The sequence below is a fragment of the Pelagibacterium sediminicola genome, from assembly GCF_003390885.1.
Taxonomy (GTDB): Bacteria; Pseudomonadota; Alphaproteobacteria; order Rhizobiales; family Devosiaceae; genus Pelagibacterium; species Pelagibacterium sediminicola.
Genome location: NZ_QMEL01000005.1, coordinates 1 through 21,298, shown reverse-complemented (window position 1 = coordinate 21,298; position 21,298 = coordinate 1). Strand labels below are relative to the sequence as shown.

General features: G+C 62.0%; 19 protein-coding genes and 3 tRNA genes. 18 read left to right on the top strand and 4 right to left on the bottom strand.

Features of this window, described 5'->3' with window-relative positions; genetic code table 11:
- Window positions 1–56: 56 nt before the first annotated feature.
- Window positions 57–395 (bottom strand): P-II family nitrogen regulator, encoded by a 339-nt coding sequence (locus DQG18_RS09620; RefSeq protein WP_116654055.1) that lies wholly within the window; start codon window positions 393–395, stop codon window positions 57–59.
- A gap of 299 nt (window positions 396–694) precedes the next feature.
- On the opposite strand from DQG18_RS09620, the gene DQG18_RS09615 reads away from it, so the two are divergent.
- The 9 genes from DQG18_RS09615 to DQG18_RS09575 all read left to right on the top strand — a co-directional run bounded on the left by DQG18_RS09615 (window position 695) and on the right by DQG18_RS09575 (window position 10,285).
- A tRNA-Leu gene (locus DQG18_RS09615) sits at window positions 695–779 on the top strand.
- Between the two features lie 62 nt (window positions 780–841).
- Window positions 842–2,230 carry a trigger factor gene (gene tig / locus DQG18_RS09610; RefSeq protein ID WP_116654054.1) on the top strand — a complete coding sequence of 463 codons (1,389 nt, stop codon included), beginning with the start codon at window positions 842–844 and terminating at the stop codon, window positions 2,228–2,230.
- A gap of 140 nt (window positions 2,231–2,370) precedes the next feature.
- Window positions 2,371–3,840, top strand: a complete 1,470-nt coding sequence (locus DQG18_RS09605; RefSeq protein WP_116654240.1) for an NAD(P)H-hydrate dehydratase — start codon at window positions 2,371–2,373, stop codon at window positions 3,838–3,840.
- Between the two features lie 321 nt (window positions 3,841–4,161).
- Entirely contained in the window at window positions 4,162–4,791 is a 630-nt protein-coding gene (locus DQG18_RS09600) for an ATP-dependent Clp protease proteolytic subunit (protein WP_116654053.1), read from the top strand.
- Window positions 4,792–4,967: 176 nt separating this feature from the next.
- Window positions 4,968–6,245, top strand: coding sequence for an ATP-dependent Clp protease ATP-binding subunit ClpX (gene clpX, locus DQG18_RS09595; RefSeq protein WP_116654052.1), 1,278 nt, complete (start codon window positions 4,968–4,970; stop codon window positions 6,243–6,245).
- Window positions 6,246–6,414: 169 nt separating this feature from the next.
- Window positions 6,415–6,810 (top strand): hypothetical protein, encoded by a 396-nt coding sequence (locus DQG18_RS09590; protein WP_116654051.1) that lies wholly within the window; start codon window positions 6,415–6,417, stop codon window positions 6,808–6,810.
- 211 nt (window positions 6,811–7,021) lie between these two features.
- Window positions 7,022–9,454: an endopeptidase La gene (lon, locus tag DQG18_RS09585; RefSeq protein ID WP_116654050.1), complete on the top strand. Its 2,433-nt coding sequence runs from the start codon at window positions 7,022–7,024 to the stop codon at window positions 9,452–9,454.
- Between the two features lie 308 nt (window positions 9,455–9,762).
- Window positions 9,763–10,035: an HU family DNA-binding protein gene (locus DQG18_RS09580; RefSeq protein WP_116654049.1), complete on the top strand. Its 273-nt coding sequence runs from the start codon at window positions 9,763–9,765 to the stop codon at window positions 10,033–10,035.
- Between the two features lie 174 nt (window positions 10,036–10,209).
- Window positions 10,210–10,285: transfer RNA gene (locus tag DQG18_RS09575), tRNA-Val, on the top strand.
- An 84-nt stretch (window positions 10,286–10,369) separates the two neighbouring features.
- On the opposite strand, the gene DQG18_RS09570 is transcribed toward DQG18_RS09575, so the two are convergent.
- Window positions 10,370–10,891 carry a YgjV family protein gene (locus DQG18_RS09570; protein ID WP_116654048.1) on the bottom strand — a complete coding sequence of 174 codons (522 nt, stop codon included), beginning with the start codon at window positions 10,889–10,891 and terminating at the stop codon, window positions 10,370–10,372.
- 224 nt (window positions 10,892–11,115) lie between these two features.
- Here DQG18_RS09570 and DQG18_RS09565 point away from each other — a divergent pair, with 224 nt between their 5' ends.
- On the top strand, window positions 11,116–11,379 hold the full coding sequence (locus DQG18_RS09565; protein ID WP_157970093.1) for a hypothetical protein: 264 nt from the start codon (window positions 11,116–11,118) through the stop codon (window positions 11,377–11,379).
- On the opposite strand, the gene arfB is transcribed toward DQG18_RS09565, so the two are convergent.
- Window positions 11,376–11,804 (bottom strand): alternative ribosome rescue aminoacyl-tRNA hydrolase ArfB, encoded by a 429-nt coding sequence (gene arfB, locus DQG18_RS09560; protein ID WP_245958427.1) that lies wholly within the window; start codon window positions 11,802–11,804, stop codon window positions 11,376–11,378. The genes DQG18_RS09565 and arfB overlap by 4 nt on opposite strands.
- A 211-nt stretch (window positions 11,805–12,015) precedes the next feature.
- On the opposite strand from arfB, the gene DQG18_RS09555 reads away from it, so the two are divergent.
- A tRNA-Asp gene (locus DQG18_RS09555) sits at window positions 12,016–12,092 on the top strand.
- Window positions 12,093–12,191: 99 nt separating this feature from the next.
- On the opposite strand, the gene DQG18_RS09550 is transcribed toward DQG18_RS09555, so the two are convergent.
- Window positions 12,192–12,407, bottom strand: a complete 216-nt coding sequence (locus DQG18_RS09550) for a hypothetical protein (protein WP_116654046.1) — start codon at window positions 12,405–12,407, stop codon at window positions 12,192–12,194.
- Between the two features lie 259 nt (window positions 12,408–12,666).
- Between DQG18_RS09550 and DQG18_RS09545 the strand changes: the two genes are divergently transcribed.
- The 7 genes from DQG18_RS09545 to DQG18_RS09515 all read left to right on the top strand — a co-directional run bounded on the left by DQG18_RS09545 (window position 12,667) and on the right by DQG18_RS09515 (window position 21,055).
- Window positions 12,667–14,139 carry an ABC transporter substrate-binding protein gene (locus DQG18_RS09545; RefSeq protein ID WP_116654045.1) on the top strand — a complete coding sequence of 491 codons (1,473 nt, stop codon included), beginning with the start codon at window positions 12,667–12,669 and terminating at the stop codon, window positions 14,137–14,139.
- 353 nt (window positions 14,140–14,492) lie between these two features.
- A complete protein-coding gene (locus DQG18_RS09540; protein ID WP_116654044.1) occupies window positions 14,493–15,440 on the top strand; it encodes an ABC transporter permease in 948 nt (315 codons plus the stop codon).
- Window positions 15,437–16,261: an ABC transporter permease gene (locus tag DQG18_RS09535; RefSeq protein WP_116654043.1), complete on the top strand. Its 825-nt coding sequence runs from the start codon at window positions 15,437–15,439 to the stop codon at window positions 16,259–16,261. The genes DQG18_RS09540 and DQG18_RS09535 overlap by 4 nt, the downstream gene beginning before the upstream one ends.
- Window positions 16,258–17,865 (top strand): ABC transporter ATP-binding protein, encoded by a 1,608-nt coding sequence (locus DQG18_RS09530; protein ID WP_116654042.1) that lies wholly within the window; start codon window positions 16,258–16,260, stop codon window positions 17,863–17,865. The genes DQG18_RS09535 and DQG18_RS09530 overlap by 4 nt, the downstream gene beginning before the upstream one ends.
- Before the next feature lie 207 nt (window positions 17,866–18,072).
- Window positions 18,073–18,726: a protein-L-isoaspartate O-methyltransferase family protein gene (locus DQG18_RS09525; RefSeq protein ID WP_198669720.1), complete on the top strand. Its 654-nt coding sequence runs from the start codon at window positions 18,073–18,075 to the stop codon at window positions 18,724–18,726.
- Window positions 18,727–18,853: 127 nt separating this feature from the next.
- The gene (locus DQG18_RS09520) at window positions 18,854–20,203 is read left to right on the top strand and encodes a TolC family outer membrane protein (protein WP_116654041.1); all 1,350 of its coding nucleotides are present in this window, start codon (window positions 18,854–18,856) and stop codon (window positions 20,201–20,203) included.
- A gap of 171 nt (window positions 20,204–20,374) precedes the next feature.
- On the top strand, window positions 20,375–21,055 hold the full coding sequence (locus DQG18_RS09515; protein ID WP_116654040.1) for a DUF2497 domain-containing protein: 681 nt from the start codon (window positions 20,375–20,377) through the stop codon (window positions 21,053–21,055).
- The last annotated feature ends 243 nt before the right edge of the window (window positions 21,056–21,298 follow it).

The following is a 21,298-nucleotide window of genomic DNA, read 5'->3' as shown; positions in this document are numbered from 1 at the left end:
TATGGTTGCTTGCTGTTGGCGGCTCTTCGAGAACCGAATAAGTGGTGCCCACCGCTCTAGAGGGCGTCGTCCCCGCTTTCACCGGTGCGGATGCGGATGGCCTGTTCGACGGATGTGACGAAAATCTTGCCATCGCCGATGCGCCCCGTCTGAGCAGCGTTGCGGATGGCTTCGATGGCCTTGTCGGCCAGTTGGTCGGGCACCACCACCTCGACCTTTACCTTGGGTAGAAAGTCCACGACATATTCCGCCCCGCGATAAAGCTCGGTATGGCCTTTTTGCCGCCCGAACCCCTTGGCTTCCGTCACGGTGATGCCCTGGAGCCCGACTTCCTGAAGGGCTTCCTTCACCTCATCGAGCTTGAAGGGTTTGACTATCGCTTCGATCTTTTTCATGTCCAGTGCTCCTCTCTCGTCCGGGACCGGTTATTCCCGATCAATGCACGGGATGTGCCAAACGTGCCCGAATGCGGTTTATTGCGTGATTTCAATATCCTACACGCTGAACCGGGCGCGGCATAGGTCGCGGTGGCGCTATGGGGTGAGCAATAATTGTGCAAGGTGCACAAAGTTTGCACAATGGCAGGGTCCGGCTTACACATGTGGGCAGGGTGGCGCTGGAGCAAACATGCTTTGACTGGCCGGGCATCCTGGTATAGACCGCGTGCCAAACTCGGCGCCGGTCGGCACGAGGCGCGGGTGTGGCGGAACTGGCAGACGCACTGGATTTAGGTTCCAGCGCCGCAAGGCGTGGAGGTTCGACTCCTCTCACCCGCACCAGTCCATCGGGCCGCTCACCAAAGATCAGCAAAAGACAGTCCAAAGACGGGATCGATTTGAACATGAACGTGACGGAAACTCTGAACGAAGGGCTGCGCCGCAAACTCGATGTGACCATTCCGGCGACGATGCTCGCATCGAAACTCGACGAAAAGCTCGACGAGGTTCGGGGCAAGGTGCAGATCAAGGGCTTCCGCCCGGGCAAGGTGCCTGTGAGCCACCTCAAGAAGGTCTATGGCCGTTCGCTGATGAGCGAAGTGCTACAGGACTCGATCAACGACACCGTTTCCAAGACGCTCGAGGAACGCTCGGAAAAGGCCGCGACCCAGCCCGAGATCGATCTTTCCGAGGATCAGGCGGTGATCAACCGCGTGCTCGACGGGGAATCGGACCTGGCGTTCTCGGTTAGCTATGAAGTGCTGCCGCCGGTCGCGTTGATGGACTTCAAGAAGATCGCGATCGAAAAGCCTGTCGTCGAGGTGGCCGACGCCGATGTGGAAAAGGAAGTCGAATCCTTTTTCAAGAACAACCGTGAATATGAGGACAAGGGCGACGAGGGCGTTGCTGCCGATGGCGACCGCGTCGGCATCTCGTTCGTGGGCAAGATCGACGGCGAGCCCTTCGAGGGCGGCGCTGCCGACCACACGCACCTGATCATCGGTTCGGGCCAGTTCATCCCCGGCTTCGAGGACGCGCTCATCGGGATCAAGAAGGGCGAGGAAAAGACCATCAAGGTCACTTTCCCCAAGGATTACCAGAACGAGGAACTGGCGGGCAAGAAGGCCGAGTTCGACGTCAAGATGCTTCACGTCGATGGCCCCAAGGGCGATGCCAAGCTCGATGACGAGTTTGCCAAGACCATCGGGCTCGAAGACCTCGACGGTCTCAAGAAGGCGATCCGCGAGCAGATGGAAAGCCAGCTTGCCTCGCTTTCGCTGCAGCGCATGAAGCGCCTTGTGCTCGATGCGCTCGATGAAGGCCACAAGTTCGACGTTCCTGAAAAGCTGGTCGAAGCCGAGTTCGAGGCGATCTGGAACCGCGTCAAGCACGAGGTCGAGCACCACGGCAAGACCTTCGAGAGCGAAGGTACGACGGAGGAAAAGGCCCGCGAGGATTACCAGAAGATCGCCGAGCGCCGCGTGCGGCTCGGGCTGGTCGTCGCCGAAATCGGCAATGTCAACGACATCCAGGTTTCCGACGAGGAGCACCAGCAGGCGCTGGTCAACGAGGTGCGCCGCTTCCGGGGGCAGGAGCAGCAGGTTTACGACTACTACCGCAAGAACCCGCAGGCGCTTGCCGCCTTGCGCGCGCCGATCTTCGAGAACAAGGTCATCGATTTTGTTTCCGAACTCGCCACGGTGACCGAAAAGCCGATCACCCGCGACGAGTTGGTGAAGCTGGTCCGCGAGGGCGAGGATGGGTTCGATATCGATAACGATCACGAGCACTGACAGGGCAACCGCCACATAGTCGTCAGAATTTTGAGGGAAGGCCCGCAACCGTTGCGGGCCTTTTTTCGTTCCGGATGGGCTGAGGTGGGGGATGCAGTCGCGGCTATGGCGTTTGGCCTGGCCCGGCTATGCTGGAGATCATGGTGCAGGACCTTCTTACCCCCTCGCAAATGGCGCATGCGGACAAACTTGCTGTCGAGGCCGGTATCGCTTCCCTGACATTGATGGAAAACGCCGGGCAGGCGGTCGCCTATGAGGTGGCGCGGCGCTTCCCGATCCAGCCGGTGCTTGTGCTGTGCGGGCCGGGCAACAATGGCGGGGACGGATTTGTCGTGGCGCGGCTGCTCGAGGAGCGCGGCTGGCCGGTGCGGGTGGGATTGCTGGGCGAAAAGGCCGATCTTGCGGGCGATGCCGCCGTGATGGCGCGGCGCTGGACCGGCAATGTAGAGCCCGCGCATCCGGACATGTGCCGGGATTTCGGATTGATCGTCGATGCGCTGTTCGGCGCGGGGCTGGCGCGGGATATCGATGGCGAAGCCCGCGCGCTGGTCGAGGCGATCAACACCAATGGCGCCGATGTGGTGGCCGTCGATATTCCGACCGGTGTCGATGGCGAGACCGGCGCGGTGCACGGGGTTGCGGTCGAGGCGGTGTTGACCGTCACGTTCTTCCGCTGCAAGCCGGGGCATCTGCTGTTCCCTGGCGCGGCGTTCTGCGGAGAAATCCTGCTGGCCGATATCGGGATACCCGACAGCGTGCTCGATGACATCGAGGTGTCGCTGTTCGAGAACGATCCCAAGCTCTGGAGCCTGCCGCGGCGCAAGCGTGACGGGCACAAGTTCTCCGCCGGTCATTGCGTGGTGGTTTCAGGGGACGAGTTCCACACCGGGGCGGCGCGGCTGGCTGCGCAGGGCGCCGCGCGGGTTGGTGCCGGATTGGTGACTGTGGTGGGCGACCGGGCCGCGCTCCGGGTCCATGCGGCGCATCTGACGGCTATCATGCTGGCGGAGGCCGAGACCGCCGAGGCGTTCGCGGGGCTTTTGGAGGATGAACGCAAGAATGCGGTCATCATCGGCCCGGCGGCGGGGATTGGCGAAGCAACGCATGCACGGGTGCTGGCCGCGCTCGAAAGCAAGGCGTCGGTGGTGCTCGATGCCGATGCGCTGACCAGTTTTACCAAGGAACCGCACCTGCTGTTTTCGGCCATTGCCGCCAAGGGGGATGGAGACGTGGTGCTGACGCCCCATGACGGCGAGTTCGTGCGGCTATTCGGCGAGATCGGGGGATGCAAGGCGTCGAGGACGCGCGAGGCCGCCGCCCGGTCCGGCGCGACGATATTGCTCAAGGGGGCGGATACCGTCATCGCCCGGCCTGATGGACGAACGGTCATCAACACCATGGCAACGCCGCTGCTGGCGACGGCAGGGGCGGGGGACGTGCTGGCCGGGATCGTGGGCGGGCTATTGGCGCAGGGCATGAACGGGTTCGACGCGGCATGCGCGGGGGCATTCGTTCATGGCAGGGCGGGCAGGGCGTTCGACAAGCCGGGGCTCGTGGCTGACGATCTGCCGGGGCTGGTGCCGGGGGTTTTGGCGGAATTGATGGTTTAGGTCGTTTCGGGTTTTGATGAAATCATGAAGGTTTCCACGATTTTGACGGGTTCGGTCTGGACCCGGGTGCACGTCCCAGAATGATAGTGAGGATAGAAGGTGGAAGCGTGTCAGCCACTCCAAGGTCATTCCGGGATTGATAGGTTTGCGGCAAAGACGGCATTTTAGCGGTTAAGCATGCCGCCATATTTGGGCCATCTGGGGATTGCTATTGAACCGGCGCTGCTCAAAACCTATTTGACGCTTTACCCGCCGTTAAACCAACCTCGCTGCAATCGCCATCCAACCGATTCGTTTCCCTGGGGGAGAATTTTTAAAGACATGCGTGATCCCGTCGAACTTCTGAACAACACGCTCGTGCCGATGGTGGTCGAGCAGTCAAACCGTGGCGAACGCGCGTTCGACATCTATTCGCGCCTCCTCCGCGAGCGTATCATTTTCGTGACCGGCGTCGTCGAGGACAACATGGCCTCGGTGATCGTGGCGCAGCTCTTGTTCCTTGAATCGGAGAACCCGAAAAAGGAAATCGCCATGTACATCAACTCGCCCGGCGGCGTGGTGACGGCGGGGCTTTCGATCTACGACACCATGCAGTTCATCCGCCCCAAGGTGCAGACGCTGTGTCTCGGGCAGGCGGCATCGATGGGTTCGCTGCTGCTGACGGCCGGTGACGCCGGCATGCGCGGATGTCTGCCCAATGCGCGGGTCATGGTGCACCAGCCTTCGGGCGGCTATCAGGGACAGGTGACCGACATCCTGATTCACGCCCGTGAGGCGGAAAGCCTCAAGAAGCGCCTCAATGAAATCTATGTGAAGCACACCGGGCGTTCCTATCAGGAAATCGAGGACCTGCTCGAACGCGACCGGTTCCTGAGCCCCGAAGAGGCCAAGGAACTGGGGCTTATCGACCAGGTTCACGAGAAGCGCGCCATCCCCGAAGGGGGCGCCTGACCGCAGCATTTACCGCATTTATCGACAGGCGCCGATGCGGCGCCTGTCTGGATTGCGCCCCGCGCACTTGGCCTTTATGGTCGTAATGAATACCGTTTGTTCATGTCCATGGGACTAGCCTTGAACGATACGGTGATCTAACCCAAAGCGTGGGACGCGCTTACCGGAGTAACTGGATGTCCAAGGAAAATTCGAGCGGAGACTCCTCAAAGAACACGCTTTACTGCTCGTTCTGCGGGAAATCCCAACACGAAGTCCGAAAGCTGATCGCTGGTCCGACCGTATTCATCTGCGATGAGTGCGTGGAACTGTGCATGGACATCATCCGCGAGGAATCCAAAACCTCGATGGTCAAGTCCGCCGATGGCGTGCCGAGCCCGGCCGACATCTGCAAGGTGCTCGATGACTACGTGATCGGCCAGCGCCGCGCCAAGCGCGTGCTCTCGGTCGCCGTGCACAACCACTACAAGCGCCTGCACCATGCGGCCAAGAATCAGGACGTTGAGCTTTCCAAGTCCAACATCCTGCTCATCGGCCCCACCGGCTGCGGCAAGACGCTTCTGGCCCAGACGCTGGCGCGCATTCTCGATGTGCCCTTCACCATGGCCGATGCGACGACGCTGACCGAGGCGGGCTATGTCGGCGAGGATGTCGAGAACATCATCCTCAAGCTGCTGCAGGCCGCCGACTACAACGTCGAGAAGGCCCAGCGCGGCATCGTCTATATCGACGAGGTCGACAAGATTTCGCGCAAGTCGGATAACCCGTCCATAACCCGCGACGTCTCGGGCGAGGGCGTGCAGCAGGCGCTGCTCAAGATCATGGAGGGAACGGTCGCGTCCGTTCCCCCGCAGGGTGGACGCAAGCATCCCCAGCAGGAATTCCTGCAGGTGGATACGACCAATATCCTCTTTATCTGCGGCGGCGCGTTCGCGGGGCTTGAAAAGGTCATTTCCGAACGCGGCGAGGGTTCTTCCATCGGCTTCATGGCCGACGTCAAGGACCCGCAGGACCGTCGCGTCGGCGACGTTCTGGCCGAGGTCGAGCCCGAGGACATGGTGCGGTTCGGGCTGATCCCCGAATTCATCGGCCGTCTCCCGGTCATCGCCACGCTCGAAGACCTCGACGAGGATGCGCTGGTCCAGATTCTGGCCGAGCCCAAGAACGCGCTGGTGCGGCAGTACCAGCGGCTGTTCGAGATGGAGAACGTCGAATTGACGTTCCACGAGGACGCGCTCAAGGCCGTGGCACGGCAGGCGATCGCCCGCAAGACCGGCGCGCGCGGGCTGCGGTCGATCCTCGAGGCGATTCTGCTCGACACCATGTACGACCTGCCTTCGCTCGAAGGGGTCGAGGAAGTGGTGATCAGCCAGGACGTGGTGGAAAACAAGGATGTCCGCCCGCTCTATATTTACGCCGAGCGCGCCAAGGAAGATATGAAGTCGGGAGCGTAACGCCCCGGCCGGATTTTGCGAAAGCCCGGAGATTTCTCCGGGCTTTTTCATTTGGAATTGGAAGACCCCGCTCGTTTTGCTGGAAAAGCAGGGAGTGAGTGCGAGGCTGCTTTCTTCAAGCTCTGAAATGTCCTAAAAAGCGGTTGCGGCATCTATCGGGGGATGATCCATGAAAAGCAGAATTTTCGTGCTGGCGGTCATGGCGGGCGGTCTGTTGCTCGGATCGCCAGCCGCTTACGGGCAACCGGTCACTAAACTCACCGCCAATCTTTCCCCGGCCACGATTGACGCCATCTGGTGCAGCGCACTGTTTCTTGAGGAAGCCTATTATTGGGACGAAGGGTCGCAAGATGCGCTCCATTATGAGGACATGGCCTATGATCTGGGCGAGCGGCTCGATGAGGTGATGCGCGAGGCTGGGCTGCCCACCGCAGAGGGTGAGGAGATCTGGGCGATCTTCGATGAGGCCGCGGCCGATTTCGCGCTGGACGATGAGACAAGCTATTTGGTCGAGCTGGATGCTTGCGAGGAAGCTTATCAGGCCGACAAGCTCCAGCTCCGCTAACCGCTCCGGCAGTCAACGCGCTCCGATATCATCGGTTTGGAAAGGGGAAATGTTGGGCCGCGCGCTTGTGGCGCGCGGTTTATGCCCTATCTTATGATCGAAGAGTCGTTCCGGGCGGTTTACGAATCCCTAGCGGGTTGCAGGCCATCATCGGACGAATGCCGGATTGGCTGGTGCCCCTCCCTTTGCGCCAGCCGTGAAAGGATAGAGAATGTCGGAAGACAACAAGACGGTCGAAAGCATCGACCGCTCCAAGGTGTACCCCGTTCTGCCGCTGCGCGACATCGTGGTGTTCCCCACCAAGATCGTTCCGCTGTTCGTAGGCCGGGAAAAGTCCGTGCGTGCCCTTGAAGAGGTGATGCGCGAGGACAAGCATATTTTCGTCGTGACGCAGAAGAACGCGCAGGAAGACGATCCCGCCCCTGACGCCATCTATGAGATCGGTACCATCGCCTCGGTGCTGCAACTGCTCAAGCTGCCGGACGGTACCGTCAAGGTGCTTGTCGAGGGGCTGTACCGCGCGAAAATCGACAAGTACGTCCAGACCGAGGATTATTTCGAGGCGGTCGCCGAACCGCTCGAACTCGTCGCCCATGACGAGGTCGAGGCCGAGGCGCTGGCGCGCTCGGCGGTGTCCGAGTTCGAGAACTACGCCAAGCTCAACAAGAAGATTTCCTCGGAGATCGTCGCGGCTGTTGCCCAGATCGAGGATCACTCGACGCTGGCCGACCAGATCGCGTCCAACTTGACCGTCAAGATCCAGGACAAGCAGGATATCCTGGCCACGCCTTCGGTCACCGAACGGCTGGAGCGCGTGCTGGGGCTGATGGAAGGCGAGATCGGCGTGTTGCAGGTCGAAAAGCGCATCCGCAGCCGGGTCAAGCGCCAGATGGAGAAGACCCAGCGCGAATACTACCTCAACGAGCAGATGAAGGCGATCCAGCGCGAGCTGGGCGACAATGAGGACGGCACCTCCGAGCTTCAGGAGCTCGAGGACCGCATCGCCAAGACCAAGCTCTCCAAGGAAGCCCGCCAGAAGGCCGCGGCCGAGATGAAGAAGCTCAAGCAGATGTCGCCGATGTCTGCCGAGGCGACGGTCGTGCGCAACTATCTCGACTGGATGCTGAACCTGCCCTGGGGCAAGAAGTCCAAGATCAAGAAGGACTTGAAGTTCGCCGAGCAGGTGCTGGACAACGATCACTACGGTCTTGAAAAGGTCAAGGAGCGCATCGTCGAATATCTGGCGGTGCAGAGCCGCACCGGCAAGCTCAAGGGACCGATCCTGTGCCTTGTCGGCCCTCCGGGCGTCGGCAAGACTTCGCTGGCACGCTCGATCGCCAAGGCGACGGGGCGCGAATATGTGCGCATGAGCCTGGGCGGGGTGCGGGACGAGGCGGAAATCCGCGGGCACCGGCGGACCTATATCGGCTCGATGCCGGGCAAGATCGTGCAATCGCTCAAGAAGGCCGGCAAGGCCAACCCGCTGTTCCTGCTCGATGAGATCGACAAGATGGGGCAGGATTTTCGGGGCGACCCGTCCTCGGCGCTGCTCGAAGTGCTCGACCCCGAGCAGAACTCGACATTCTCGGACCACTATCTGGAGGTCGATTTCGACCTTTCGGACGTGATGTTCGTGACGACGGCCAATACGCTCAACATTCCGGGGCCGCTGCTCGACCGCATGGAGATCATCCGGCTCTCGGGTTATACGGATGAGGAAAAGTGGGAAATCGCCCGCCGTCACCTCATCCCCGAAACGCTCAAGGAGCACGGGCTGCGCGCCGAAGAGTTCGAATTGCCCGATGAGAGCCTGATGCTTTTGACCCGCCGTTATACGCGGGAGGCGGGCGTCAGAAATCTCAAGCGCGAGATCGCGAACCTGATGCGCAAGGCGGTCAAGGACATCCTGATCACCGGCAAGAAGAAAATCGACGTCACCCCCGAGGTGGTCGAGGAATATCTGGGCGCACCGCGCTTCCGTTATGGCGAAAGCGAGACCGAGCCGCAGGTGGGCGTTGTGACCGGACTTGCCTGGACGGCGGTCGGGGGCGAGCTTTTGACTATCGAAGGCATCATGAGCCCCGGCAAGGGCCGCATGACCGTCACGGGCAATCTCAAGGACGTGATGAAGGAGTCCATCTCCGCCGCCGCGACCTATGTGAAGGCCCGGGCTGTCGAATACGGCATCAAGCCGCCGCTATTTGAGAAGCGCGACATCCACGTACACGTGCCCGAAGGCGCAACGCCCAAGGATGGCCCCTCGGCGGGCATCGGCATGGCGACGGCCATCGTATCGGTGATGACCGGGATTCCGGTGCGCAACGATGTGGCGATGACCGGCGAGATCACTCTGCGCGGCCGTGTGCTGCCGATTGGGGGGCTCAAAGAAAAGCTGCTTGCAGCGCTTCGGGGCGGCATCAAAAAGGTGCTGATCCCGGAAGAGAACGTGCGCGATCTCAAGGAGATTCCGGCCAACGTCAAGGAAGGCCTCGAGATCGTCCCGGTTTCGCGCATGGGCGAGGTGCTCGAGCACGCGCTTGTGGAAATGCCTGAAGCTATCGAATGGAATTTCGATGAGGCCGATCTCAAGGAGAAGACGCCTGCCGCCGAGGGCGAGGATGCCGGTGCCGCGCTGCCGCACTGATCCCTCTTGTCACCCTGAACCCAGACGGCGCCTTCGGGCGCCGTTTTTCGTTGTGATGGTCACTTTTCCCTGAGCATGTTCTTCACCCGTAGTCCCCCGTCCACTAGGCGTTTCCGGCCGTCACGATGATTTTTCTCCTGATCGAGCGCGGCCAAGCTGCAATGGGGGTGGAAAACTGCCGATTTTCCGCTTTGCAAAACGCGGAAACCCGCAGTTTTCCTTGCTTTTACCCCGGAATCGTAAAAGGGTGATCGCGCTTCCGCCCAGCCCCGAATTTTGGGATGGGCAATTCATTGTGAGGAAACGCTATGAACAAGAACGATCTGAGCGCGGCAGTTGCGGACAAGGCCGGTCTCACCAAGGCAGATGCCGGGGCAGCAGTCGATGCTGTTTTCGAGGCCATCACCGCAGCTCTCAAGGGCGGCGATGAAGTGCGCCTGGTCGGCTTCGGCACGTTTGCTGCCGTGCAGCGCAAGGCCACCAAGGGCCGTAACCCGGCAACCGGCGCGGAAATCGATATTCCGGCGTCGACCCAGCCCAAGTTCAAGCCCGGCAAGGGCCTCAAGGATGCGCTGAACTAAGCCATATACCGATATGGTTCTTGGTTTGACCCCGGACGGCGTCCGGGGTCTCGCCATTTGCAGAACAGCTTTCCGGGGCGGTATCGGTCGCGCTTGACGCGGCATCTTATTGCGCTTAAGCAGTGCCCCGCAGCGGCCCAAGCAGGCCGAACCACTTTCCGCGCCTTGCGGCAAGGGCGATTAGCTCAGTTGGTAGAGCGCCTCGTTTACACCGAGGATGTCGGCAGTTCGAGTCTGTCATCGCCCACCATTTTTCTCTCTCACGCGCCGTACCGTTCACCGGGGTCCTCGCTTCCGCTCGTCCTGTGGCTTGCGGCCTTGTTTCGGTTCAAGGCTAGGTCGTCCGCGGGGCCTGGCTCCGGGCGATACGGGCGATGGTGAGCAGGTTGGTGACGAGGATGAAGACTTCTGCGGCGAGTGCGCCGACCGATCCGATGAGCAGGTTGGTCATGATCCAGCACAGACTGACCAGCGCCATCGTGAGGCGCATCTGTATGCCCCGCAACATGAACATGGCGTATGTCCCCAGGATGCCAGCGACCAGCGGGATAGCGTCGAGCGGTCCCGACCAGGTCAGCGCGGCAACGCAGACGGTGGCGGCAAGGATCGTGAGCATGGCCTTCCAACTGCCGGGCATGCGGCGCGCGAGGATGAGGCGAAGGATGATCACGGTCGTGACGCCTGATGCGGTCCAGGCGCCGAAGAGAGCGAACTGAGTGGCAAAGGCGATATTTCCCAGGATGAGGACGGCCATCAGCCGGTCGTCATCCTTGCTGGAAAATGCAACTACGCACAGAATAAGGGCCAATACGCCGACTATCTGGCCGGTCAGTTCGAAGGGGGTAAGGTTCAGCATCGCGCAGCCTTTTGCGGTGCATCAAGGCACATTTCGCAGCGCGACATATTTTCCTCCGAATCCGGGCGCACGATCACCATCCCCCTTCAAAAAGCTGCCAAGGTAACCATGAATGCTTGCCGGAGGGAATAGCGCGGAATTCGCCGCCTTCGGAGCGGGAGTGCAAACTAGCCAGAGATATGGTCTTTAACCGCAACAGTCTTTTGCGGGTCGGTGCGGGGACCTTGCTCGTTCTTCTCATTCCGCTGGTGCTGACCATTCGTGATGGCGGCGTCGATGGGCGCGGCTGGGATTGGGCGCCGGGGGACTTTCTGGTTATGGGTGCGCTGCTTTTCGCCACCGGCCTTGCGCTCGATCTTGCGTGGCGAAAATTGAAGGACCCGGTCTTCCGGGCGCTGGCCTGTGCCGGGATCGTCGTGCTGTTGGTGCTGGTCTGGGCCGAACTGGCCGTCGATGCGGTCTCGAGATTGGCCGGATTGATATTTTAGTCGACCGGCGGTGTCCGCCGTTGGGATTTGACAGCGCCGCGCCGGGTTTTTGCTTCGAGGCGACGTGTCTTTGAGGCAAGGGTCGGGCGTGTCGGCTTGCGCGGCCGGGGCGGGATAGCGGCGGCGCGGATGAGATCGGCAAGACGGGCGATCGCGTCCTCGCGGTTGCGATTCTGGGAGCGGTGCCGGTCGGCAAAGATGATGAGCACCCCATCAGCCGTCATGCGGCTTCCGGCCAGGCGCTTGAGGCGGGGTTTGATGCCGTTGGGCAGGGAGGGGGAGTTCTCGACGTCGAATCGAAGCTGGGCGGCGGTCGCCACCTTGTTGACGTTCTGCCCGCCGGGGCCCGAACTTCTGACGAAGGAAAACACGATCTCGTCCGCATCGAGCACGATCCGATCCGTGATGGGTATGGATTCGGCCAACAGTGCGCCTCCCGGTTCGTGAGAGCGTAAAATAAACAGCATTTCGATATGGGGCAAAACGTCAACGCTATCAAGGTTTTGCCGGTGTGCGACGCATGCGCGGGGCGTTTGTGTGATTTTCCCTATGAACCAGCGGCAATGCCGCTTGACTTGTTTTCGGGTGCCCGCTAAACGAAGCCCACCTTACGAGGGATGCAACAGCCTCCCCAGAGGGGGTGTAGCTCAGTTGGTTAGAGCGCCGGCCTGTCACGCCGGAGGTCGCGGGTTCGAGTCCCGTCACTCCCGCCATTTTCTTTTCCGCATCAGTGCAATGTCGATACATCCGGCGCATGGCAAAAGACCGTGGCGTGACCACGGTCCGGAATGCCTGCGGGATATGGGTGAATTTTATTCGGCGCGCTGGGAAAAGGCGCGGCGCAGGCCGGCGGTGAGCCACTTTACGTAATCGGAAAAGCTATCGGCGAGATCGCCACGCACGTCCTGCCAGATGCCGGAGAGCATGAGGCCCAGATCGCGCAGGTTCTCGCGCCATTCGGGCTCCGGGGCCGTCATGGCGGTGTTTGTGTGCCTGCGCTGCATCGAAAAGAGGTCGTTTCGGGCCATGTTGTCCCCTGTCGTCGTTAAACAACCGTTGCCTATATAAGTGTGGCTATGTGAAGGGCAAAGCGGATTCTGGCGAATTTGTTCCATTCGGTCAAAAAATAATCCTTGGTTGTTTTAAAATATGCAGGAAAAACAGGCGTTTAATGCGGTCTTGTTAAACTTTTGCAGGCCTTGCGACCAGTGCCCATTGCCCCCATTATCCCGGCTCCGAAAGGGAGCCTTCCGACTCGGCGGGTTTTTATGGGGAAAGGATGGACGTATGAACAAGGTATGGATGACGGGGCTGGCGTTGGCGATGCTGTGGACGGGGCCGGTGCTGGCACAACGAACCGACATCGTCGTCGGCCTCGTGCTAGAGCCGCCGCATCTCGATCCGACAGCGGGCGCTGCCGCCGCTATCGACGAGGTGGTCTATGCCAATGTCTTCGAGGGGCTGACCCGGTTCGGGCCCGATGGTGCGATCCTGCCCGCGCTGGCGGAGAGCTGGGACATTTCCGAGGACGCGCTGACCTATACCTTCCATCTCAATGAAGACGTCGTCTTCCACGACGGCACGCCGATGACGGCCGATGACGTGGTCTTTTCCTTCGAGCGCGCCATGGCCGACGATTCGGTCAATGCGCAAAAGGTGCTGTTCGACGCGATCGCCACGGTCGAGGCACCGGACGACCTGACGGCGGTCGTGACGCTCGAGCACCCGAACGGCAATCTGCTGTTCAACCTCGCCTGGGGCGATGCGGTGATTGTCTCGCCTTCGAGTGCAGATGCCAACACCAGCAATCCGGTGGGCACCGGTCCGTTCCGCTTTGCGCGCTGGACGCAAGGGGACAGCGTCGTCATCGAGCGCAATGGAGATTACTGGGGTGAGCCCGCGCGGCTCGAACGCGCCACCTTCCGGTTCATCGACGATCCGACCGCAGCGTTCGCGGCGATGATGGCCGAGGACGTGGATACGTTCCCGATCTTCCCGGCGCCTGAAATGCTGCCCATTCTCGATGCCGATCCGCGATTCGTCGCGGTCGTGGGCTCGACCGAGGGCGAAACGCTGCTGGCCATGAACAACCGCCGTGCGCCGCTCGACAACATTCTCGTGCGCGAAGCGATCGCCCACGCCATCGACCGGCAGGCGATCATCGATGGGGCCATGTTCGGGTACGGGACACCGATCGGCACGCATTTCGCGCCGCACCATCCCGCCTATGTCGATCTGACCGATCTTTCCGCCTACGACCCCGAGCGCTCGCGGGAACTCCTCGAGGAAGCAGGCGTCGGGCCGATCCGACTTTCGCTGGCCCTGCCGCCCCCGCCGACCTATGCGCGCCGGGGTGGGGAGATCATCGCCGCGCAGCTTCGTGCCGTGGGGATCGAGACCGACATCGTCAACATGGAATGGGCGCAGTGGCTCGAACAGGTGTTTTCGGGGGCCGACTTCGACCTTACGGTGATTTCGCACACCGAGCCGCTCGATATCGAGATCTATGGCCGGGACGATTATTATTTCGGCTACGGCGCGCCTTCGTTCAAGGCGATTATGGAGGAATTGAACCTTACCACCGATCCCGAACGGCGGACGGAACTTTTGCAGGCCGCCCAGCGGGACATCGCGGAGAACTACGTCAACGCCTATCTCTTCCAGATGGCCAAGACCGCTATCCAGCACGTCGATCTTGAAGGGCTATGGGTGAATGCGCCCACGCAGGCGACGGACCTGACCGCGGTCTATTGGCGGTAGGGCCAGTCCGGCATTCATGGCTCATGGCAATATCGCTGGCCCCCTTGCCCCCAACCCTCTCCCACAAAGGGAAGAGGGGGGCGAAAAAGGCTGTCTTACGGTTTTTCTCCCTTCAAGGCGGAGGGCTACAGTAGATAGATTTGCGTGTGTGGCTTCACCCTTCCCCAGCCCTCCCCATCAAGGGGAGGGTGTTTCCTTTTCCTTGTTGTCTCCCTACGTACAAGGCCAGCACCTCCTCCCTTGCGGGGGAGGATGGGAGGAGGGGTCGGCGATAGCCGAAACATATGCAATAGCCGTGTTCCGTGGGGGCGGAAGGGGGCTGCGGTGTTGACCAGAGGCGCGGAGCGCACGGAATGACACTCTTCGTCCTCAAGCGCCTGGGGTCGTTGCTGGCGAGCCTTTTGGCCGCCAGCCTTGTGATCTTTCTGGTGCTCGAGGTGCTGCCGGGCGATCCGGCGGCCTTCATGCTCGGGCTCAATGCCGCACCCGATACGGTGGCCGCGCTGCGCGACCAGCTGGGGCTCAACGCGCCTCTCTGGGCCCGCTATGGCGGCTGGCTGGCGGGGATGACGGTTGGCGATTTCGGGATTTCCTATACCTACAGGGTTCCGGTTGCCGACCTGATCGGGGCGCGGCTGGGGGTTTCGCTGCCATTGGCGATCTATGCGCTGACGCTCTCCACCCTCATTGCCATTCCCATGGGCGCGCTGGCGGCGGCGTCGCGCAATTCTCCGCTCGATACCGGCATCATGGGGGTGACCCAGTTGGGGATCGCGGTGCCCAATTTCTGGTTCGCTATGCTTCTGGTGCTGGCGTTCTCGGTGGGGCTGCGCTGGTTTTCCGCCGGCGGATTTCCCGGCTGGGACGATCCTTACGCTGCAATGAAGGCGCTGACGCTGCCCGCCGTTGCGCTGGCGCTGCCGCAGGCATCGATCCTTGCGCGGATGATGCGCTCGGCGCTGATCGACACGCTCGATGAGGATTATATCCGGACGGCGCGCGCCAAGGGGCTGAGCCGGGGGCAGGCGCTGCGTCACCACGCCCTGCGCAACGCGCTGATCCCCGTGCTGACCATAATGGGGTTGCAGTTTTCCTTCCTGCTGGCCGGAGCGATCATCATCGAGAACGTCTTTTTTCTGCCGGGCCTGGGCAGGCTGGTGTTTCAGGCGATCAATGCGCGCGACCTGATCGTCGTGCGTTCGGTCGTGATGCTTCTGGTTTTCGCCGTGGTGGCCGTCAATTTCATCGTCGATGTCACCTATGCGCTGGTCGATCCGCGCCTGAGGAGGCCGGTGACATGAGGAGCGTCGGGCTCAACCTGGTCATCGGCGCGGGGATCACGGCCTTCTTCGTCGTGCTGGCGACCGTATCGATGGTCTGGACGCCGTACGACATCACCGTTCTGTCGGTTGCCGACCGGCTGCAGCCGCCTTCGGGCGCGCACTGGCTGGGGACCGACCATTTCGGGCGCGATATCGTTTCCATGCTCATGGTCGGCGCGCAGACTTCCATCGCCGTGGCGCTGATCGCGGTCGGCGTTGGCGTGCTGGTGGGGGTGCCGCTGGGCCTTTTCGCGGCGGCGACGCATGGGAGCCTGCTCGATGAGATCGTGATGCGGGGAAACGACGTGGTCTTTGCGTTTCCCGCGCTGGTCATCGCCATCCTGATCACCGCGATATTCGGACCGGGCGCGGTCAACGCGATCATTGCCATCGGGATCTTCAATATCCCGGTTTTCGCCCGCATCGCGCGCGGCTCGGCGCTGCCGGTCTGGACGCGTGAATTCATCATGGCGGCGCGGCTGTCGGGGAAGGGGGCGGCCCATATCTCGCTCGAGCACGTTCTGCCCAACATCGCCAATACGCTGATCGTGCAGGCGACCATCCAGTTCTCGCTCGGCATTCTCGCCGAGGCGGGGCTGGCCTATGTCGGGCTAGGCGCCCAGCCGCCCATCCCGAGTTGGGGCCGGATGCTGGCCGAGGCGCAGACCATGATCGCGCTGGCGCCCCATGTCGCTATCGTGCCGGGGCTAACCATCGTTCTGATGGTGCTGGGGCTGAATCTGTTCGGCGACGGCTTGCGCGACCTGCTCGATCCCCGATTGCGCGAGAGGAGCCGATGAGCCTGTTGCGCGTCAAGGATCTTTCGCTGTCCATTGGTCCGACGCCGATTCTGGATCGCGTGTCGCTTGAGGCCGGGCGGGGCGAGATCCTGGGGATCGTCGGGGAATCGGGGTCCGGCAAATCGCTGACCGCGCTGTCGATCCTGAATCTGCTGCCCCGCCACTCCCGGCTTTCCGGCTCGGTCATCTTCGATGACATCAAGCTGACGCGGCTTTCGGATCGTGCGCTCAATGACGTCAGGGGCGACGACATCGGGATGATCTTCCAGGAGCCGATGACCGCGCTCAATCCGGTCAAAACCATCGGCGCGCAGGTGGCCGAGACCGTGCTGGTGCATGGCAAGGCCGGACGCGGCGAGGCCATGGCGATCGCCCGGCAGACACTGGATCGGGTCGGGCTCGGTGCGGAGGAGTTTCCGCTTTCGCGCTATCCGCACGAGCTATCGGGCGGGCAGCGCCAGCGGGTGGGGATCGCGATGGCCATTGCGTTGAGGCCGCGCCTGCTGATCGCTGACGAACCCACCACGGCACTGGACGTGACCAATCAGGCGCAGGTGCTCGATCTTCTCAAAGATCTGGTCCGTGAGGACGGGATGGGCCTGATCCTCATTACGCACGATCTGGCGGTCGTTGCGGAAATGGCCGATACGGTTGCCGTGCTCAAGGCGGGCAGGGTGGTCGAGAGCGGGCCGGTGCGCGATGTTTTCCGCCAGATGCGCGATCCCTATACGCGAAAACTCTTTTCGGCTTCCGCGCATGTCCCTGCGCGAAAAGCCCAGCAATCGGCGCGCACGCTGCTCGAGGTGGAAGGGCTTGTCCGCACCTATCCCAAGCCGAAACCGGCCCCCTGGGCTCCACGGGCCTTCAAGGTTGCGCTGGACGGGGTCTCGTTGAGCGTTGCGCAAGGCGAGAGCGTTGGACTGGTGGGAGAAAGCGGGAGTGGAAAATCGACGCTGGCGCGGGCGGTGCTGGGGCTGGAAACGGCGCAGGCGGGCGAGATCGCGATCAACGGCGCGCCGGTACGCGGGCCCGGCGATACGGCATTTGCAACGCGCCGGGCGATGCAGATGGTGTTTCAGGACCCTTACGGTTCGTTCAATCCGCGCCATACGGTTGAGCGGCTGGTGGCCGAGCCGCTGCATCTTCTTGGGACGGAAGCGCCCTCGGGTGCCGAGCGGCGCCGGCGGATCGACACCGTGCTCACGCAGGTCGGGCTCCTTCCTGCCGATGCGAACAAGTTCATTCACGAATTTTCCGGCGGGCAGCGCCAGCGGATCGCGATCGCGCGGGCGTTGATCGTCGAGCCCTCCCTGATCGTTCTCGATGAGGCGGTGTCGGCGCTCGATGTGTCGATCCGGGCGCAGATCCTCGATCTCCTGGCGGCGATTTCCGAGCGCATAGGGGTCGCCTATCTCTTCATCTCGCACGACCTTCACGTGGTGCGGGCCGTGACGGACCGGGTCTATGTGCTCAAGGACGGCAAGGTAGTGGAAAGCGGGGCAACCAGCGAGGTGTTCGAGCGCCCCCGGCACGACTATACGCGAGCGCTTATCGCGGCGGCGCCGAGACTCGATGCGGCGCTGAAGACACGGTTTGGGGAGTAATGGTAAAGTTGCTGTTGGGCGTTTTTCGCCTGCACCGCAGCCCCCTGACCCCCAACCCTTCTTCGGCTCCAATCGCTCCACCGGTGAGGGGGGAGCGATGCCGCCGCCTGCTCTGAATGTCGATCCAGCCCAAAGCGCTTGCTTCCCTTGGTGGGCGGCGGTATTGAGCCGGGGAGCCTCATACTTATCCTGCCAGGGACATCAGGGATGATCGATTTTGCACGCGCGCGCCGGACGATGGTGGATAATCAGCTTCGGACCAGCGGGATTACAGACTGGCGTATTCTGGATGTGATGAACCGCGTGCCGCGCGAAACCTTCGTTCCGGAAGAACGCCGGGCGCTGGCCTATATCGATGAGAACGTGAAGCTTTCGGCGGGACGCACCATGCTCGCCCCGGCCAGCCTCGGACGCCTCATCCAGCTTGCCGAGGTCGGGCCGCAGGACAAGGTGCTCGATGTGGGGTGCGGCACGGGGTATTCGACGGCGGTTCTAGCCGGGCTGGCCGCGAGCGTCACCGGGCTCGAGGACGATGCCGAACTGGCCGCGGCGGCCAACGATGCGCTCAGGGCGCAGGGGATCGCCAATGCCGAAGTGGTGGTCGGCGCGCTGGAGAATGGCGCTCCGAAGAGTGCACCCTTCGATGTCATCATCATCGAGGGCGCGGTAGACCAGGTGTCCACAACGCTTTTCAGGCAGCTTGGCGACGAGGGACGGCTGGTCGCCGTGCACGGGCACGGAAACGCTGCGGTCGCCCATGTCTATGTGAAATCGGGCAAGGACATCTCGTCGCGTCCCGCCTTCAACGCCAGCATACCGGTGATCGCGAGCTTCGCGGAAGCACCCGCGTTCCGGTTCTGAAGGGCAAGTGTTGCGCCCAAACCACGCCGCGCACATTACGGGTATTAAAACTTGGACAACCTCCCGTCAGCACATTGAAACAAGCGCGCCGGCACAATAGGTTAGCGGGCGCGCTGGAGGCGGTATCATGTCGGTATTGAAAGTTTTTCGCTTGGGCGCACTTGCGCTGGCTCTTGGGCTAACCCCGACACTGTCGCATGCGGAAAGCCTGGCGGATGCAATGGCTTACGCCTATGCGAACAATCCCTCCCTTGCCTCCTCCTTTCTTACGGTCCGTTCTGCCCAGCAGGGAATCAGGAGCGCGGAGGGCGCGCGGCTGCCTACCATCGGCGGCGAAGCGAGCGTGGGTTATACGTGGTCGGACGTACCCGGGCGCACCGCGCCGAACGATAGCCTGGGCCTGAGCTATTCCCAGACGCTGTTCGACAGCAGCACCGATGACGCGATCCTGAGAGCGCAGGCGGAATATGATGCCGCGGTGCAGGGCGCACGCAACGTCGAGCAGAACGTATTGCTCTCAGTGGCGCAGGCCTATGTGAACGTTGTAACCAACAGGCGCATCGTCGACATAAGGCAGGAAAATATCGGCTTCGTGCGCGCGCAACTGCAATCGGCACGAGACCGTCTGGAACTGGGAGAGGGTACCCAGCTTGACGTGGCGCAGGCGCAGGCCAGTCTTGCGCAGGCCGAGGCAGCCTATCAGGGGGCGATCAACAATCTGCGGCAGGCCGAGGCCAATTACGTGCGCTGGGTCGGGCACGAGCCGCGCGGCCTTTCCGCATCCTACCGCTTCGGCAATCTGCTGCCGGGCTCGCTCGATTCCGCGATCGCGGCGGCGACAACGAACCATCCGGCGCTGCTTGCCTCCGCCGCGCAAATTCGCGCTGCCCAGCACGGTTATAACGAAACCGTTGCCGGGTTCGGCCCGACCATCTCATTTACCGGACAGGCCGGGCTTGGCGGGTTTTCCACCAATACGATTGCCAGCCAGGCTTCCGTTTCGTTGCGCCTGTCGGTGCCGATATTTGTTCCGGCGCGCGATCCGGCTGTGGAGCGAGCCAATATCGGGCAGATTCAGACGCAGGTCGAAGGCATTGCAACGCGCGACCAGATCACCGAAGCGGTGCGTCAGGGCTGGGCGGGCATTCAGGCAACGACCGCACAGATCGAATCGGCAACCGCCGCCGTCGCGGCCAGCCGCCTTGCGCTTCAGGCTGTGATCGACCAGAACGAGGTCGGGCAGGCAACGACCCTCGATGTACTCAACGCGCGGGCCAGCCTGCTCAATGCCGAGGAGGCTCTTGCATCCGCGCAGGCGCAGCGCGCCATTGCCAGCTATTCGCTTATCGCGGCGACCGGTGCGCTGAGCGCGGCCAATCTGGGCCTGCCGGTGCAGCTTCGCGGTGCAGACGGCACGGTGGCCGAGCCCGTGCGGGTTCCCGAAGCCCCCGCTGATGTCTGGGGCAATTTGCGCTGACCCGGTAAGGATTTCCGTGGAATAAGCATGGCTTGCCCGGCCCGCCCGTTTCGCGGCCCGCACTCCCGCGTTAAGGTATTGTAAAGCGAATCAACGCCGCGATCGCCGGGTCCGGTTCGCAAAGTGTAGAGTATCCGCCCTGTTGGGGGGCAAACTGGGAATGAGGCGAGCATGAACCAGCCGGCTGCCAAAGAACCGACGATGGATGAAATCCTGTCATCGATCAGGCAGATCATTGCCGATGATGACGAGAGCGCGGCGCAAAAGGTTCCTGCGGCGGCCGCATCCGGTGCCAAAGCCGCCGAGCCCCAGCCAAGCCCTGTCATCGATCCGTTCAGCGATGATGACGAAGACGAAGTTTCCACCCTTGCGCTCTCGCCGGAGCAGATCATCGATGACGGTGCTGTGGCGGAGCCCGACGAAATCGAAACGCCCGAACCCGAAATGCCTTCCGCCGCAAGCCTTGAGGCAGCGGCGGAAATGGTGGTGCCGGACGATGTCGCTTTTGCGCAGGACGAGGAGGCGCCGCCGGTCGCGGTCCTCAAGCCCGCGCCAAAGCCTGCCGCGAATTTTGCGAAGGCGGCGCCGATGCCCGACCCTGATCTGGGTGCCGATCTTGCCGAGGAACTGCTCGAACCGGCAACCGCCGCCGCCGTTTCCTCGGCTTTCTCCAAACTCAATGCGCCGCGCATTTCCCCTGACATGCCGCTTACGGCAGGGGGGCTGACGGTCGAGGCCATGATCCGCGAAATGATGCGGCCCATGCTCAAGGAATGGCTCGAGGAAAACCTGCCCGCCATGGTCGAGCGGATCGTAACGCAGGAAATCGAGCGCGTATCGCGCGGCGGGTAGCTGCGGCGTTATGCTGGCCTTAGAATACTTCAGTGTTTGACGGGATCGTCGAGGCTCTCGCGATTGCTGCGGGTTCGGTCTGGATTCCGGGGTGACAGGCGGGGATGGGGAAGGTAATACCAACGGCTGTCATGATTGACCGATATGCGCCCAGTCGCGCATTCCTATAGAGGTGATGGTTTGGGGCTGGTCGATGAGGTTGTTCCAGGCTTGGCAGGCAGCGTCGATGATGGCGTCGTAGGT